This window comes from Myxococcus sp. CA040A, assembly GCF_013336725.1.
Lineage (GTDB): Bacteria > Myxococcota > Myxococcia > Myxococcales > Myxococcaceae > Myxococcus > Myxococcus llanfairpwllgwyngyllgogerychwyrndrobwllllantysiliogogogochensis.
Genome location: NZ_JABUMR010000007.1, coordinates 181210 through 196388, shown reverse-complemented (window position 1 = coordinate 196388; position 15179 = coordinate 181210). Strand labels below are relative to the sequence as shown.

The window sequence follows — 15179 nt, the reverse complement described above, 5'->3', positions numbered from 1 at the left end:
CCGGGTGGACGGGGCTCAGCGGCCCCGAAGCGTCTGGGAGACGCGGAGAATATCGGCGAGCACGCCCGACGCCGTGACAGCGCCCCCCGCGCCCGCGCCGCGCACGGTGAGGGGGAACTCGCTGTGTCGCGTGGTGGTGAAGGAGACGAAGGACTCGGAGCCGCGCAGGTCCGCGGCGGGCTGGCCCGCTTCGACGGCGGTGAGTCCCACGCGGATGACGGGCGCGTCGGTGCCTAGCCGCGTCGGGTCGATGCGCGCCAGGTAGCGCAGCACCGTGCCGGATTGACGGCAGCGCTCCACCTTCTGCGTGTACTCCGCGTCGAGTGCGCGGAGGCTTCGCAGATAGGACTCGGGGGAATCGCCCGCGTCCGAAGGCTCGGGGACGAAGGGCTCCAGGGCCACGTCGGAGAGTGACAGCGACAGGCCCAGCTCCCTGGCGAGGATGAGCGCCTTGCGTGCCACGTCCGCGCCGGACAGGTCCTCGCGCGGGTCCGACTCGGTGAAGCCGCGCTCTCGGGCCGTGCGGACGGCCGTGGACAAGGGGACTCCGGCCGTCAGCTCGTTGCAGATGAAGCCCACGCTGCCGGAGAGGGACGCGGTGATGAGGCGCACGGTGTCGCCGGTGCGCACCAGGTTGGCGAGCGTGTCGATGACGGGGAGGCTGGAGGCCACCGTCGTCTCGTAGTGGTACGCGACGTGGTGACGGCGCGCCTCGGCGAGCAGGGCCTCGCGCTCGTTCCAGGGCAGGGCGAGCGGTTTCTTGTTGGCGGCCACGACGTGGATGCTCCGACGGAACGCCTCCGTGTAGAGCGAGGCCACGTCGCCGTCCGCCGTGCAGTCGACGAGGATGGGCACGGGCAGCCGGCGCAGCTCGTCCAGCAGCGGCGCCAGTGCGCGCGTGCCCGGCTCACCTCGGACGACGCGCGCGAGCTGCTCCTCGATTCCGTCCAGGGCGAGGCCGGCCGGGTCGAACAGGGTGTGTCGGCTGTCGGCGATTCCGACGACGCGCAGCGCGATGCCGTGGCGCTGGCGGAGCTGTTCCTGCTGGGCGCGAAGCTGCGCGAGGAGCTGACCTCCCACGGTGCCCTTGCCGAGCAGAAAGAGGCTGACCTGTTGATGGGCGAGGTTGAAGGCGGCGTGTGTCGTACGCACCGCGATGGCGGTGTCCTCCGCGTCCACCACGCAGGAGATGGAGCGCGAGCTGGCGCCTTGTGCGCTGGCTCGCACGCCGACGCCCACCGCGCCCAGGGCGCTGAAGAAGCGGCCGGCCACGTTGACACCGTGGCCCATCGCCTCGGCCACCAGGGTGACGAGCGTCACCGGCTCGCGGACGCCGAGCGGCTCCACCTCACGGCGGGCCAGCTCCTGCGCGAGCTCTGCCTCCAGGGCGTTGCGGGCGCGCTGCGCATCGGGTCGGGGGACGACGAGGGCGATGGACTGGCCGTTGGCGGACTGGGCGGTCATCCACACCGTGACGCGGGCGGCGCGCAGCGCGGAGAGGGCGCGCTCGCCGAGCTGGAACTGGTCGGAGAGCTTGCGTACCTCGATTCCCAGCAGGGCTAGGTCCTCGCGCGTGGCGATGCACGTGGGGCGCTGCCCGTCGCGCGAGCCGATGGCGTCGATGAGCGTGCCCGGGTGGTCCGGGTGCATGGTGTTGCGGATGCGCAGGGAGATGCCGGCCTCGATGAGGGGAATCATCGTGCGCGGGTGCAGCATGCGGACGCCGACGGCGGCCAGCTCCAGGCCCTCGCCATGGGTGAGGTGCGCCACGGGGTACGCGTCGCTGACGAGGTCCGGGTCGGCGGTGTGCAGCCCGAGCACGTCGGTCCACACGGTGACTTCGGAGGCTCCCAGCCCTTGAGCCACGAGGGCCGCCGTGTAGTCGGAGCCGTTGCGGCCCAGCGTGGTGGTGCGTCCGTCCAGCGTCGCGGCGATGAAGCCGGGGATGACGGGGACGGTCGTGCCCCACTCGGCGGTGGCTGACTGGAGGCGCTCACGGGTCCGCGTCACATCCACGCGCGCGGTGCCGAAGGTGTCGTCCGTCACGAGCAGCAGGCGGGCGTCGCGAAAGTGAGCCTCGGTGCCCGCGACCCTGAGCAGCTCGGCGAGGAGGGTGGCGGAGATGAGCTCACCGAAGGAGAGCACCTTGTCCTTGGAAGGAGGGGAACACTCGCGGGTGAGGGAGATGCCCTGGAGGAGTTGCTGGAGTGGGGCGAGGAGCTGGTCGACGCGCGCGGCGAGCGTGGTGGACTGCGCGGGGTGGAGCGCGGCGGCGTTCGTCTTGGCGAGGTGGGCGATGCGGGCCACCACGGTGAGCGAGCCCTCCAGCTCGCCTCGGGTGGCGAGGTCGGCGGCCTCCAGGAGCCAGTCGGTGGTGTCGCCCATCGCGGAGACGACGACGGCGAGCGGGCCCGTGCGGGAGTGTTTGCCAATCAGCTCGATGACCTGGCGCAGCCGGCGGGGTGAGCCCACGGAGGAGCCGCCGAACTTCATCACCCGAAAGGAATTGCTGCTCATCTGCGAACCTCGAACGAGGGCCGTGGCCCTGAAGACATGAGAGGGCGCGAGGCCGCGCTGTCGACACACGTCGAGCGAGCGCGGCGCCTGGGCGCCGACGAAGGAAGGAAAGGGAATGGGAGCGGAGTGGGAGCGCTAGCCGACGTGTAGCGGCCCGCGCATTCGCGGGACGGTGACGTGGCGGGCGCGGCGCATTCGAGCGCTCTCGCGGCGGGGGCGCTGCGTGGCGCGAGGGGATGCGGCGGAGGTGGATGGAACCACGGAGGTCCTCTCTCACCGAAGCTGAGGAGTTGCCTCGCTTCGGACGCTTGGTTTGCCCGTGGAGCACCTGCTCCCTGAGCCGCATCGTTTGGACACCTTGGAGGTCCGTCTCCAGGTTGTCGGGCCACCGCCGAAGCGGTACCGCTCTTGATGCTGCACGCGAGATAAACGGGATGCGGGGCCTTGTCAATCCCTCACACCGCGACCGCGGCCACGTTCGCCGCGGTTCGTGGAGCCGGTGCATCGAGCGGGCTGGGTTGGAGCGCTGGTCGCCCAGGCCCATCACAGTGTGATGGACATGGTCACACCTGGTGCGGCCTCACTTGTGCCCAACTTGTTGGAATCCTTGGCCTTCGGGTTGGGTACGCGACTTGCGTTGGGACGTGGACATGTTGCTCGTGCCCGCTGCCCTGTCGCTCGTGCTGGCTGCCTCGCCCCTGGAGGCGTGGCCGTTGGCACGCGTGGCGTCGGAGGCCGTGGCTCGAAGTCCCGAGGTCGCGGCGGCACGCGCCGAGGAAGAAGGTGCCGAGGGAACTCGCGCTGCGGACGGCCGCTGGCTTCGGAACAATCCCTCCCTCGAGGTCGCGGTCGTCAGCGATGCCCTCACGGGCGCGCAAGGTGAACAGCGCACCGAAGTTGTGCTGAGCCAGATGCTGGAGGTCGCCGGACAGCGCGGCCTGAGACTGGACCGCGCGAAGTCCGCTCAAGAGGCGGCGCGTGCGCGGCGTCAGGCCGCGATGCTGAGCGCTTCGTCAGGTGCGGTGGATGCGGCGGTGGAGTTGGAGCGACGCGAAGCTCGCTCCTCGCTGGCTCGCGAGGCGCTGGAGCTGACCCGGGAGATGGAGATCGCCACGGTGCGCCGCTTCGCCGCGGGTGACGTGTCGGAGCTGGAACGCAATGCCGCGACCTTGGAGCGAGCCCGCGCGGAGGCTCGGGTCGCACAGGCCCACGCGGAGGCGCAGGCGGCTCGCGTCGAGCTGAATCGGAGACTGGGACGCCCGGCGGACGCGCCGCTCACGGTCTCCCTCCTCGACTCGGCGACGGACACCCTGCCGTCGGAGCTGACGGGCGAACAGCCGACCCTGGTGGCCGCGCGCGCGGAGGTGGCGGCGGCGGGCTCCGAGGTGGACCTGCTGCGCCGCGAGCGCATCCCCAATCCCACGCTGTCCCTGGGCTACGAGCGTGAGCGTCGGCCGGAAGCCCACGGTGCCTTCACGGACCTTCACACCGAACACCTGCTCATCGCCCGACTGTCGGTGCCGCTGCCGTTGTGGGACCGCAACCAGGGCGAGCTGGCGCAGGCTCGGGCTCGACACAAGGTGCGTGAGTCGGAGCGCATCGCGCGAACCCGTGAGGTGGAGTCAGAGCAGGCCGTGGCACGCACGACGTTCGAGTCCGCGCGAGCCGCGCACACGGCCTTGATGTCGGTACGTCCTTCGGTGGACCGAAATCTGGAATTGGTGCGCCGAGCCTACGAGGCGGGGCAACTGGGACTGGACGCGTTGTTGCTCGCCAGGGACAGGTCCTTCGCCGCCTCGGCGGACGCGGTGGATGCGGCGGCGGCGCTGGCACGTGCGCGCACGGCCTTGCTGCGCTCGGTGGGACGGATGCCTACGGGCGAGGTGCCGGAATGAGGACCGATGAACGGCTCGGGTTCGCGACCCAGATGCGGCGAGAAGCAGGGACGAGCCTCTCTGCTTCCGCACGAGGTGTCGCGATGAGGGCAACGCGGTGGTGGGTGTTGATGGCCTGCATGTCGCTGCCAGCCCTGGCGCATGAGGGCGCGGCCCACGGAGACACCGCCACCGCGTCCGTGCCGGGTGAGGCCTGGCATGTCCTCTCCGCCACGGGAGAGGTGTTCGAGGTGGTGCTGAAGCACCCGGAGCATTCAGAAGCCGCGAAGACGCCCGTGCGCCTGTGGGTCGCGGACGTGGAGTCGAACGCGCCGGTGAGCAGCGCCCATCTGGAACTCACCCTCACCGGGTCGACCGTGCAGACGTTGGTGCCGAAGCTGCAATCCCCTGGTGTCTACGTGGCCGACGCGGAGCTTGTGCCCGGAGCGGAGCTGGCGGCGGTGGTCACCGTGACTCGTGGCAACGACCTGGACGTGCTGGCGCTGGGGACGGTGCATCTGTCCTCGGAACACGACTCCACCGCTGCCGGCCCTGGCTTGCGGAGGCCCCTGGGCTGGAGTGCCACGGGTGGCATCGTCCTGTTGCTGGTGGCGGGTGCGTGGTGGATGAACCGACACAAGAAGGTGCGGCCATGAGCGGGTCTGCTATCTCCCTCACTGCTCGTGGGATGCTGTCGCTCACGCTGCTGCTCACCAGTCCCCTCGTCCTGGCGCACGCCGGTGAGCAACACGGGAAGCCCGCGGCGGCTCAGCAGCCCATCGTCGCTGGCACCGCCTTCACCGTGCCGAAGGAAACACAGTTCCTGCTGGAAGTCCGGACGCAGCGAGCGGCGGTGCGCTCCCTGGAGTCGCGGCTGGTGACCCCGGGGAAGGTGGTGCCGCGCACGGACCGCTTCGCTCAGGTGTCCGCGCCCGTGTCGGGCCGGGTGCTCGCCGCGAATGGCACCGTGCCGCTCGTGGGCCAGCGCGTGAAGCGCGGCGAGGTGCTCGCGCTGGTGCAGCAGAGCCTGTCCACGTCGGAGTCCACGGGGCTGTCGACCAGTCACTTCCAGGCCGAAGCGGAGGCCGTACGCGCGCAGGCGGCCCTGGAGCAGGCCCGTCGGGATTTGACGCGCCTGGAGTCCCTTCAGGGCGTGGTGGCGGAGAAGGAAGTCCAGCAGGCGCGGCTCGCGGTGAACACCGCCGAACAGGAGTGGAGCCGAGCGAAGTCCGCGCGAGACGTGCTCGCGGGCGCACGACAGGGGCAGGGCACCGCGCGCTTCTCGCTCGTCTCGCCCATCGACGGAGTGCTGGTGGAGGCCCGCGCATCCGTGGGCGAGCAGGTGGACCCGTCTCGCGCCCTCTTCGCGGTGTTGGACTCTTCCGTCCTCTGGGTGGAGGCGCGGGTGTTCGAAGGAGACGTGGCGCGCGCGGAGGGCACCACGGGCGCGCTGGTGACCACGCCCGCCTACGCGGGCCAGCACTTCCCCGCGCGGCCCTACCACGTGGGGCAGATGGTGGACGAGTCGACGCGCAGCGTGCGCGTGCTGTTCGAGGTCGACAACCGCGACGGTCGATTGCGGCCAGGCATGTTCGTGGATGTGGCCCTCGGAGAAGGGGGCCAGAAGGACGCGCTGGCGGTGCCGAAGGACGCGGTGGTGGAGGAGGAAGGGCGGACCTTCGTCTTCGTCCACACCGCGCCAGAGGCCTTCGAGCTGAGGCCCGTGGTGCTGGGTGGCAGTGACGGTGCATGGCGCGCCGTGCTCAAGGGCTTGCAGGCCGGTGAGCGGGTCGTGGTGACCGGGGTGGCGGCGTTGAGGTTGGCCAGGGGAGGGCGGTAGTGCTCGACCACGTCATCCTGTTCTCGCTGCGCCACCGCCTGTTCATCGTGCTGGCGGCCGTGGCGGTGCTGCTCTACGGCGGCTGGGCCGTCACGCGTCTGCCCGTGGACGTGTTCCCGGACCTCAACCGTCCCACCGTGACGGTGATGACCGAAGCGGGCGGCCTGTCTCCCGAAGAGGTGGAGACCCTCATCACCACGCCCATCGAGACGGCGATGAACGGCGCGCCGGGCGTGCAGCGCGTGCGCTCGTCCTCGGGCGTGGGTCTGTCCATCGTCTACGTGGAGTTCGATTGGGGCACGGACATCTACCTGGACCGACAGCTTGTCTCCGAGCGACTCCAGGTGGCGAGCGAGCGACTGCCGCGTGACGTGGCGCCCCACCTGACGCCCGTGTCCTCCATCATGGGAGAAATCCTCCTGCTCGGCGTGCAGAGCGAGGAAGGCCGCACGTCACCGCTGGAGCTGCGCTCCCTGGCGGACTGGGTGCTGCGTCAGCGGCTCCTCACCATTCCGGGCATCGCGCAGGTGACGGTGCTGGGCGGCGGGGTGAAGCAGTTCCAGGTGCGCGTAGCACCGGAGAAGTTGCTGTCATTCGGTCTCACCTTCGAGGACGTGGAGCGCGCGGCGGGACTCTCGCAGGGCAACACCACGGGCGGCTTCGTGGACCAGGGTGGGCGTGAGTACCTGGTCCGCAACCTCGCGCGCAGCGCCTCCGTGGAGGACCTGCGCGGGACGGTGGTGGCGGTGCGCGAGGGCGTGCCCGTGCGACTCTCCCAGGTCGCGGAAGTGGACGTGGGCCCCGCGGTGAAGCGCGGTGACGGCGGAATGAATGGGCGGCCCGCGGTCATCCTCGCCGTGCAGAAGCAGCCCGGCGCGAGCACCCTGGCGCTCACGGAGCAGGTGGACGCGGCGGTGAAGGACCTCCGGCTCACGCTGCCCGACGACGTGCGGGTGGAGACACTCTTCCGACAGGCGGACTTCATCCAGGCCGCTGTCGGCAACGTGGTGGAGGCGCTGCGAGACGGCGCGCTCCTCGTCGTAGTCGTTCTGTTCCTCTTCCTCGTCAACCTGCGCACCACGGCGATAACGCTCACCGCGATTCCGCTGTCGTTCGTCATCACCGCGCTGGTGATGAAGGCCTTTGGCCTGTCCATCAACACGCTGACGCTCGGCGGACTGGCCGTGGCCGTGGGCGAGCTGGTGGACGATGCCATCGTCGATGTGGAGAACGTCTATCGACGTCTGCGGGAGAACCGCGCGAAGGACACGCCGGAGCCCGCGCTCCGGGTCATCTACCGCGCCTCCGCCGAGGTGCGAGGCTCCATCGTCTTCGCCACCCTCATCGTGGTCCTGGTGTTCCTCCCGCTGTTCGCCCTGGGTGGCATCGAGGGACGACTCTTCGCGCCGCTCGGAGTGGCCTACGTGGTGTCCATCCTGGCCTCGCTGCTCGTGTCGCTCACCGTGACACCGGCGATGTGCGCGTACCTGTTGCCCCGGGGCCGCTTGCTGGAGCATGGCGACGGAGCGCTGGTGCGGTGGTTGAAGGCGCGGGCGCGGCGAGTGCTCGACGTGGCCCTGGGCCACCCGAAGCCCGTGCTGGTGGGCGCGACGCTGCTGGTGCTCGCCGCCGTGGCGGTGGTGCCCTTCCTGGGCCGCACCTTCCTGCCGCCGTTCAACGAGGGCACCGCGACGGTGAATGTCCTGGCGCCTCCGGGCACCTCGTTGGAGGAGTCCAACCGCTTCGGGTTGCTCGCCGAGCGGCTCATCGCCTCCGTGCCGGAAGTGAAGACGGTGGGGCGACGCACGGGCCGCGCCGAGCAGGACGAGCACGCGGAGGGCGTGCACTACTCGGAGCTGGATGTGGACTTCAAGGAAGGGGGCCGGCCTCGCGACGTGGTGCTGGCCGACCTCCGCGAGCGACTGGCGGTGCTGCCCGGCCTCTCCGTGTCAGTGGGGCAGCCCATCTCCCACCGCCTGGACCATCTGCTGTCGGGCATCCGCGCGCAGGTGGCGGTGAAGCTCTTCGGCCAGGACCTGGATGCGCTGCGGGGCAAGGCGGAAGAGGTCCGCGCGGTCATGGCCCAGGTGCCCGGTGTCGTAGACCTCCAGGTGGAGCAGCAGACGTTGATTCCCCAGCTCCAGGTGCGCCTGAAGCGCGAGGAGTCGGCGCGGCTGGGCGTGCAGCCGGGGGCCATGGCGGAGCAGCTCGAGAAGGCGTTCAACGGCGTGGTGGTGGGGCAGGTGTTGGAGGGGCAGCGCACCTTCGACGTGCTGGTGCGGTACGAGGAACGCGCGCGCGTGGACGCGGAGGCTTTTCGCCGGGCGCTGGTCGACACACCGTCCGGCGCGCGCGTGCCCGTGGCCGCGATCGCCGACGTGGTGGAGTCACGGGGCCCCAATGTCATCCACCATGACCACCTCCAGCGGCGCGTGGTCATCATGGCCAACGTGGCCGGGCGTGATTTGGGCAGCGCAGTGGAAGAGGTCCGCGAGCGTGTGGCCGCGAGTGTGACGCTTCCGACCGGGACCTTCCTCTCCTACGAGGGGCAGTTCGAGAGCCAGCAGTCCGCCACGCGGCTCATCGCCTTGCTGTCGCTGCTGTCGCTCGCGGGCATGTTCCTGGTGCTGTACGCCCACTTCCGCTCGGTGCGACTGGTGGCGCAGGTGATGCTCAACATCCCGCTCGCGTTGGTGGGCAGCGTGACGGCGGTGGTGCTCACCGGCCAGCCGCTGTCGGTGGCGACGCTGGTGGGCTTCGTCACCCTGTGCGGCATCGCCAGTCGGAACACCATCATGCTCATCTCGCACTACCTCCACCTCGTGGAGCAGGAGGGCGAGGTGTTCAGTCGCGAGCTGGTGCTGCGCGGCTCGCTGGAGCGACTGGTGCCGGTGTTGATGACGGCGCTCACGGCGGGACTGGCCCTGGTGCCGCTGGCGCTCGCCTCGGGGGCACCGGGCAAGGAAATCCTGCACCCGGTGGCGACCGTCATCCTCGGCGGGCTCATCAGCTCCACGCTGCTGGACCTGCTCGTCACCCCGGCTGTGTTCTACCGCTTCGGGCGTCCGGCCCTGGAGCGTTACCTGGCGCGCAAGGCCGCGGCGCGCGCCGAAGATGACCTGACGCTCCCCGGGCCGAAGCCCGAGGGAGAGCGACTCGCGAGCGCGGGCTGATGACCGGGCCTCGCGTGGCATTGGATTGAGGAGACAGGGTGCGTTCGATGGGACAGAGAATCATCGCGGTGTTCGCGGCGGCGGGGCTGGTGGTCGGATGCAGCAAGAAGGAAGCGCCCGAGCCCGAGCCCACGCCGACCGAGGTGGCCCACTCCGCGCGGCAGGCCCACGCCCACGCGGCGCCTCACGGTGGACAGGTGGAGTCCACGCCCCGAGGACACCTGGAGTTGGTGACCACGCGTGGCGGTGGCTATCGCGTGTACCTGTTGGACGACGCGCTGGCACTTCGTCCGGTGGCGGGTGCCACGGGCTCCGTGAAGGTGGCGAAGGGTGGCTATCCGAATGTCGTGCTGACTCCGTCGGGAGACCACCTGTCGGGGCAAGGGCCGGAGCACGCCGATGACCACCTGGCCATGGTGGTGACGGTGGTGCGGGACGGGAAGCCGGAGGTGGCTCGCTTCGCCGCGCACCTGGAGGCGAATGGGCACGGCGGTGGAATCGTGGGGACGCTCCGCCTGGCTCCGTGCCCGACGCCACCCGCCGTGGGACTGAGCGCCGAGGCCTGCGCGAAGCAGGGCGGCGTGTACTCGCTGGAGAAGGAGGGCGGCGCCACGTCCCTCGTGCTCGCCTCGCCGGGACAGGACGTGAAGACCTTGCTGGGGGCTCGCGTGGGCCAGCGCGTCCACGTGAAGGGCACGGAGGCCGAGGGACGCGTGGTGGCGGAGGCCGTGGCCCTGGAGCATGACCACACTCCGTTCCATGGCGGTGTCGTGGCCATGAGCGGAGACACGCATCTGGAAGTGGTGTCCCTGCGGTCCGGCGAGGTGCGGGTGTGGGTGACGGATGCCTTCCGCCAGCCGCTCCCCCTGGCGGGCCGCAAGGGCACGGTGGAGGTGGGCGGTGTGTCCGCGCCGCTCGTGCCCGAGGCGGGAGGAACCTTCCTGACGGGAACGCTCCCCGCGGCGGATGCCGAGCGCGAAGTGACGGTGCGCCTGCCGCTGCCCGAAGACCCCGAGTACTTCATCGGCTTCCTGCTGACGCCCATGGACGCGCCGAAGCCGTCCTCGAAGTCCCCGGAGTCGAAGGGCGACGCGGTGCAGGAGGTGACGATTACCGTGCAGGGTGGCTACCAGCCGAGCGAGGTCACGCTGAAGCAGGGCGTGCCCGCGCGGCTGCGCTTCGTGCGCAAGGACTCCGGTGGGTGCGGTGACGAGCTGCTCATCCCCGATTTCGGCATCCAGCGTCCCCTGCCTGGTTTGTCGGAGACCGTGGTGAGCTTCACTCCGGACAAGGTCGGCGCGTTCCCTTTCACCTGCGGCATGCAGATGATGAAGGGCATGCTGGTGGTTCAATGAGTGAGACCGGACATACGGGCGTCGAGGCGACACGGGAGGACGGCGACGCGGTGACACGCGCGCTGGTGGAGAACCATCGCCAGTTCCTGGCCTTCGTGGAGCGCCGCGTGGGCAATCGCGCGACGGCCGAGGAAATCCTCCAGGCCGCCTTCGTGAAGTCACTGGAGAGGGGCGAGACGTTGCCGGAGCCCGAGGGCGCGGTGACGTGGTTCTACCGGCTCCTGCGCAACGCGCTGGTGGACCACCGCCGTCATCAGCAGGTCGAAGGGCGGGCCCTGGCGCGCGAGGCCCGCGAAGCCGAGGAGCCCTCCGAAGACCCCGAGCTGAAGCAGACCGTCTGTGCCTGTGTGGGAGCGCTCCTGCCCACCCTCAAGCCGGAGTACGCGGAGCTGGTGCGCAAGGTGGACCTGGAGGAGCGCGCCGTGCCCGACGTGGCGCGCGAGGCCGGCATCACTCCGAACAACGCGGGCGTGCGGCTGCATCGGGCGAGGCAGGCCCTCAAGAAGCAGCTCGAGCGAAGCTGCGGCTCCTGCGCGGCGCACGGCTGCCTGGACTGTTCGTGCAAGGCACGCTCCTGAGCAGGCGGTGGGCGGGGCGCTCGGGTCGCGAGAGAAAGCCCTTGCCGAAGTTCCGCCCCCGCCGTTAACTCTTCAAAGAGGTGCCGAGGGGCGCCTTCCCGAAAAGACGACGTCACCCTCGTTTCTCCCGGCAGGCCCACAGTTTCCGATGAGTTCCTTCCACGGCCCGTGACACGGGTGGGGCCGCCAACGAGGGACTTTTCATGGGAACCGTCTCACCCGCCGCCGAGCTCCTCTCCCTTCACGAGTGCAAGGTCCGCGCTTCGCTCCTGCTCAAGGAGCTGGGCTCGACAGACTCGGCACGAGCGACACGAGCCGCCGCGCGACTGCGCGCGCTGCCTGTCTTCGCGGGACTGCCGCTGGGCGAAGTGCTCGCGCGTCGGGAGTCGGTGCAGCGCAAGCACGTGCTGGCCGTCATCGCTCGGGAGCAGGGGTACGCCACCTGGAGCGAGCTGAAGCACGCGCTGGAGGCTCGGGACGCGCCTCGGGTCGACTTCGAGCGGCTCCTGGAGCGCGTGGGCCCCCACTTCCTCAACCACTGGTTCGCCACGTACGAAGACGCCGTCGCCTCGCTGCGTGTCTCGGGAGGTCATCTCTTCCCCTTCCGTGAGCAGTTCTTCATCTGCCAGTCCGCGGTGTTGACCGCGCTGGGCCTGGACCCTTCCGACGTCGACTGGAGGCTGGCGGGGCCCAACTGGCTGGAGCCGCTGGATGCGCAGGCGCATGCGCGGCTGGAGCAACGCCTGCTGAAGCTGTGCGGCGATGACGCCGCCGAATCACTGTCCCCTCCTCACCCAAGGAAGTCCGCCATGTCGTCCACGGATTCGAGCCGAGCGCGACGCTCGGACCTGAAGCGCGAGTACAAGGAGAAGCCCCCACCGATGGGCGTGTATGCGGTCCGCAATCGCGCCAACGGGAAGGTGCTGGTGGGCTCGAGCCTCAATGTCACCGGCATGCTCAATCGCATCCGCTTCGAGCTGACCAGCGGGATGCCTCGCATCCCCGCGCTCCTGGAGGATTGGAGGCGCGACGGCGCGGACAGCTTCTCCTTCGAGGTGCTCGACGTGCTGGAGCCTCCCAAGGAGCCCGGCGTGGACCTGAAGGCGGAGCTCCAGGTGCTGGAGAACCTCTGGCTGGAGCGCCTGAAGCCCTACGGGGACGCGGGCTACAACGAGTCTCCGAAGTGAGCCAGGGAGCGCTCGGCGGCCCCCTGGCCCGGCGCTGATTCGCCGTCGGTGGGCCCATGGGCCACTCGGGGTGCGCATTCTTTCGAAAAGTCACCTGTAAGAGCTGGCCGGGTAGCTCGTTGGCCTGGGTGAAAGGAGAGACGCACCATGAACCGCCACTCCCACCCGGGCTCGCATCATCACTCGCATCCGACGCCCCCTCTGCCTCCAGGCGAGGGGACTCACGTGGTCGACCCTGTCTGCGGGATGAAGGTGGACCCCCTCGCTCCCAAGGGCGGCAGCCTGGAGCACGAGGGGCACACCTACTCCTTCTGCAATCCGAAGTGCCGGGAGCGCTTCCGCGCGGACCCGGCGCGTTTCCTCGCGCCTCCCGCCGAGAAGCAGGAGGAGCCGCCCGCCGCGCCGGGGACGATGTACGTGTGCCCGATGGACCCGGAGGTGCGTCAGGACCATCCGGGGGCCTGCCCGAAGTGCGGCATGGCGTTGGAGCCGGAGACGCTCTCCGTCCCGGAGACGCGCGTCGAATACGTGTGCCCCATGCACCCGGAGGTGGTGCGAGACGGGCCGGGGAGCTGCCCCATCTGCGGCATGGCGCTGGAGCCTCGCACCGTGCTGCCCGAGGACGTCCCGGACCCGGAGCTGAAGTCCATGTGGCTGCGCTTCCGTGTCGGCATGGGCCTCACGGTGCCGCTGCTGGTGCTGGCGATGTCGGACATGATTCCGGGCCAGCCCGTGCAGCACGCGGTGCCGGCCTCGGTGCTGGCCTGGGCGCAGCTCGTGCTGGCCACGCCCGTGGTGCTGTGGGGCGGCTGGCCCTTCTTCCAGCGCGGCTGGACGTCGGTGCGCAACCGGCACCTCAACATGTTCACGCTCATCGCCCTGGGGACGGGCGCGGCGTATGCCTTCAGCGTCTTCGCCACGCTCTTCCCGCATGTGTTGCCGGAAGGGCTGCGCACGGGACATGGCGGCACGGCGCCCCTCTACTTCGAGGCCGCCGCCGTCATCATCACCCTGGTGGCCCTGGGGCAGGTGCTGGAGCTGCGGGCGCGCCACGCGACGTCGGGTGCGCTGCGCTCGCTCCTGAGCCTGGCGCCGCCGGTGGCTCGGCGGATGCGTGACGACGGGCATGAAGAAGACGTGCCGCTGGCGCACGTGCACCCAGGGGACCGGCTGCGGGTGCGGCCGGGCGAGAAGGTGCCCGTGGATGGTGAGGTGCTCGAGGGCGCCAGCGCGGTGGACGAGTCGATGGTGACGGGCGAGTCGCTCCCGGTGGAGAAGTCCTCGGGCGCGAAGGTGACGGGCGGCACGGTGAATGGGACGGGCTCGCTGGTGATGCGGGCCGAGCGGGTGGGGAAGGACACGCTGTTGTCGCGCATCGTCCAGCGGGTGAGCGAGGCGCAGCGCACCCGCGCGCCGATTCAGCGACTGGCCGACAAGGTGGCCGCGGTCTTCGTGCCGGTGGTCATCGTGGTGGCGGTGGTGACGGCGGTGGTGTGGGGTGTGTGGGGGCCGGAGCCTCGGCTGGCGCATGCGCTGGTCAACGCGGTGGCGGTGCTCATCATCGCGTGCCCGTGCGCGCTGGGCCTGGCCACGCCCATGTCCATCATGGTGGCCACGGGGCGGGGCGCGCAGGCGGGGGTGCTCATCCGTGACGCCGCCGCGCTGGAGCGTCTGGAGGCGGTGGACACGCTGGTGGTGGACAAGACGGGAACGCTCACCGAGGGCAAGCCGCGCCTCGTGTCCGTGATTCCCTCGGAGGGCTTCGACGAGGCGACGCTGTTGCGGTTGGCCGCCAGCCTGGAGCGTGGCAGCGAGCACCCGCTGGCGGAGGCGATTGTGTCCGGTGCGAAGGAGCGCGGCGCGGTGCTGACGGCGGTGGAGGACTTCCGCTCGGACACCGGCAAGGGCGTGGTGGGGCGGGTGGATGGCGTGGAGGTGGCGCTGGGCAACGCGGCGTTGATGACGGCGCGTGGGGTGGAGGCCACGGACCTGACGGCCCGCGCGGAGGCGCTGCGAGGGGAGGGTCAGACGGTGGTGCTGGTGGCGGTGTCGGGGCGCGTGGCGGGGCTGCTCGGCGTGGAGGACCCGGTGAAGGAGTCGACGCCGGAGGCGCTGGCGCTGCTGCGTCAGGAGGGGCTGCGGGTGGTGATGTTGACGGGGGACAGCCGCACCACGGCGGAGGCGGTGGCTCGCCGGCTGGGAATCTCCGAGGTCATCGCGGGGGTGTTGCCGGAGGGGAAGGGGGACGTGGTGAAGCGGCTTCAGAAGGAGGGCCGCGTGGTGGGCATGGCGGGGGACGGGGTCAACGATGCGCCGGCGTTGGCCCAGGCGGATGTGGGCATCGCCATGGGGACGGGCACGGACATCGCGATGGAGAGCGCGGGTGTCACCCTGGTGAAGGGAGACTTGAGGGGCATCGTCCGGGCGCGGCGGCTGAGCCAGGGCTCACTGCGCAACATCCGGCAGAACCTCTTCTTCGCCTTCATCTACAACCTGCTGGGGGTGCCCCTGGCGGCGGGGGTGCTGTACCCCTTCTTCGGTCTGCTCCTGAGCCCCATCTTCGCCAGCGCGGCGATGAGCCTGTCGTCGGTGTCCGTCATCGTCAACGCCCTCCGGCTGCGGCGGCTGAAGCTGTAGGCGGAAGGGGGCCTCCCG

Annotated in this window: 9 protein-coding genes and 1 riboswitch; of the genes, 8 read left to right on the top strand and 1 reads right to left on the bottom strand. The window is 70.3% G+C overall.

Going from position 1 to position 15179, the window contains the following annotated elements; translation table 11 throughout:
- Positions 1-15 precede the first annotated feature (15 nt).
- A complete protein-coding gene (thrA, locus tag HUA75_RS30840) occupies positions 16-2517 on the bottom strand; it encodes a bifunctional aspartate kinase/homoserine dehydrogenase I (protein ID WP_174488428.1) in 2502 nt (833 codons plus the stop codon).
- Between the two features lie 299 nt (positions 2518-2816).
- A riboswitch (SAM-I-IV-variant riboswitch) is annotated at positions 2817-2937 on the bottom strand.
- A 230-nt stretch (positions 2938-3167) separates the two neighbouring features.
- Between thrA and HUA75_RS30835 the strand changes: the two genes are divergently transcribed.
- From HUA75_RS30835 to HUA75_RS30800, 8 genes are all read left to right on the top strand, one after another.
- A complete protein-coding gene (locus HUA75_RS30835) occupies positions 3168-4412 on the top strand; it encodes a TolC family protein (RefSeq protein ID WP_174488427.1) in 1245 nt (414 codons plus the stop codon).
- 83 nt (positions 4413-4495) lie between these two features.
- A complete protein-coding gene (locus HUA75_RS30830; RefSeq protein WP_174488426.1) occupies positions 4496-5047 on the top strand; it encodes a hypothetical protein in 552 nt (183 codons plus the stop codon).
- Positions 5044-6231: an efflux RND transporter periplasmic adaptor subunit gene (locus HUA75_RS30825; protein ID WP_174488425.1), complete on the top strand. Its 1188-nt coding sequence runs from the start codon at positions 5044-5046 to the stop codon at positions 6229-6231. Before HUA75_RS30830 ends, HUA75_RS30825 begins: the two co-directional genes overlap by 4 nt.
- Entirely contained in the window at positions 6231-9404 is a 3174-nt protein-coding gene (locus HUA75_RS30820; protein ID WP_174488424.1) for an efflux RND transporter permease subunit, read from the top strand. Before HUA75_RS30825 ends, HUA75_RS30820 begins: the two co-directional genes overlap by 1 nt.
- Positions 9405-9451: 47 nt before the next feature.
- Positions 9452-10759, top strand: coding sequence for a cupredoxin domain-containing protein (locus tag HUA75_RS30815; protein ID WP_174488423.1), 1308 nt, complete (start codon positions 9452-9454; stop codon positions 10757-10759).
- Positions 10756-11337: an RNA polymerase sigma factor gene (locus HUA75_RS30810; RefSeq protein ID WP_141644712.1), complete on the top strand. Its 582-nt coding sequence runs from the start codon at positions 10756-10758 to the stop codon at positions 11335-11337. Before HUA75_RS30815 ends, HUA75_RS30810 begins: the two co-directional genes overlap by 4 nt.
- Before the next feature lie 203 nt (positions 11338-11540).
- Entirely contained in the window at positions 11541-12524 is a 984-nt protein-coding gene (locus HUA75_RS30805; protein WP_174488422.1) for a GIY-YIG nuclease family protein, read from the top strand.
- 147 nt (positions 12525-12671) lie between these two features.
- Positions 12672-15161: a heavy metal translocating P-type ATPase gene (locus tag HUA75_RS30800; protein ID WP_174488421.1), complete on the top strand. Its 2490-nt coding sequence runs from the start codon at positions 12672-12674 to the stop codon at positions 15159-15161.
- Positions 15162-15179 lie beyond the last annotated feature (18 nt).